Source organism: Oleiphilus sp. HI0123, assembly GCF_001635315.1.
In genome coordinates this window covers 1-1,855 of sequence record NZ_LWGE01001698.1, presented here as the reverse complement: position 1 = coordinate 1,855, position 1,855 = coordinate 1, and the positions used below count along the sequence as shown (strand labels likewise).

The following is a 1,855-nucleotide window of genomic DNA, read 5'->3' as shown; positions in this document are numbered from 1 at the left end:
AAAACTTATTTCCATATTTAACTATGTCAGAAGGATTACAAGACCCGAATATTGATGCCAATGAGCATAGACTGCCTTTATGGGAGTTTGCATCTAAGTTATCAGAAGAAGATAGCCCTGCTTTGGCAGCGTACGCAAAGGCTTTTGCGTGCGATAGAAGTAAAGACCCTGATTATGAGTTTCCATATGAAATGTCTAATCCTGACCCCCTCCATTGGTTAAAAATTCTGTTGGAGCTAGCGCTTCGCCAGTTTGATAAAGGTGAATCCAGAGCTGCTGCACAAGGTAAGTTTATTAAAGCAACTGAAATAGAGCTTTGTAGTACTTTCGTAAAAAATCGTGGCCAGGTAGGTAAAGTATTGGTTATGAATCAAGATTACTTGGAGTTGGTTACTAACTTGGCGGTCGGAGAAAATGACAAGTTAAGATTTCATGAGCTCTTACAAGAGTTTGAAGCGCGTGGTATTTACTTTGATAAACAAACTCAACAGTCACTGATCCAGTTTTATGAGCGTGTAGGAAATGTTGAACGAATGAGCGATAGTGGAGATGCAGTATATGTACGTAAAACAGTTTGAGGAATTTATTGCATCCCATTTCTTGGATTGGGCAGAACATAATATTGTTGCGGGTTTCCGTTATCAGTTTCAGTCTCCGAATATAGATAACAGTACTCAGTTATATCATGCGTTTGTTAATCCTTCATTTGCGAAAGGCGTTATAAATGTCGAAGGCCACAGCTTAGCTTATCTTACCTGTGGAAATGTGAAATTGATTCCTGTTATTCAGAATGAGGGAGAAGGCATTGGATACACCGAAAATTTTATTTCTTTTTTAAGGGATAAGGTATCTGATCAGAATGGTGAATTTCTCAATAGTGCATTGTTTATTATCCATAACAGTTTACTCGACACACTAGTTAACAGTGCTCAGGATCTGACCGCAGAAGATTCCGTTTTTGATCCTGCTTTTATCAAGGCTTCTCTCTCAGAGTTAATTGATGAAAAAGATGCTCCAGAAGGTAAAGAAGTTTCAAAAATCTTATTAGATTATCAGTTTGATTTAATTCTCGAAGATAAAGGAAGCATGTTTGGCTTCTCCTCACTATACACAGCCATCTCAGACGGAAACATAAGGTTTAACGAAATCGGTTTGCTAAATGACCCAGCGATTCTTGCCATGAGCGGACAGGAAGAGCAGGTGCGTAAACGACTTGATAAGAATAGAGAGCTTTACGATCAAATTCAGGATGTATTAGAACATTACCCTGATCAGTTAGAAGATAATCTACCTGACCTCGGAGAGGCTTTCATAAAGAAGAACTTTAGGCAGGAAGATCCTGACGCATGGAAGTTGACGACTTATGATGAATTCAGGAAGGAGCAAGATAACAATCGAGAACAAAACCTAGAGATTAGCTCTGAAAGCTCAGCGACATCTAGGCTTATAGTTCGTACTAAAGGAGAAAGTAAGTCAGTTCAAAAAGAACGTCACATGTTACTAGTTGTAGATGAGAACAGAGATGACTTTGATTTAACTATAGAGTTTGTCGGTGGCAAAGTTACAAAGAGTGAAATTAGAGTAACGGATAAATGTAAAGAAATAAGTTATGCCAACAATGTAGTACTCACAGGCGGCTCAGTAAATACTTCCCTGGTTGTCACAGGGAAGGTTCGTGAGATGCCGCGATTCTTTATGATTAGTCTTGATAGGAAAAAAACCTCAGAGAAGTTTAAATTTAAGTGTTTAGTCGTTAAATCTGGCCAATTTAATACAGAGGCGATTGAAAATAGTTTCGTGGTGAACCCTCAAAAGCAGCTTGTAACACTTCAAACGCAAGATACTGAGCTAGATA

1 protein-coding gene and 1 pseudogene are annotated in these 1,855 nt (G+C 38.5%); both read left to right on the top strand.

Annotated elements, in window-relative coordinates:
- Window positions 1–578 (top strand): DNA phosphorothioation-dependent restriction protein DptG (gene dptG, locus A3761_RS22985; RefSeq protein ID WP_156492052.1); only part of this gene is annotated, 578 nt, incomplete at its 5' end.
- Window positions 559–1,855 (top strand): annotated as a pseudogene (locus A3761_RS22980) (hypothetical protein); the annotation flags it as partial. The gene dptG and the pseudogene A3761_RS22980, both read left to right, overlap by 20 nt.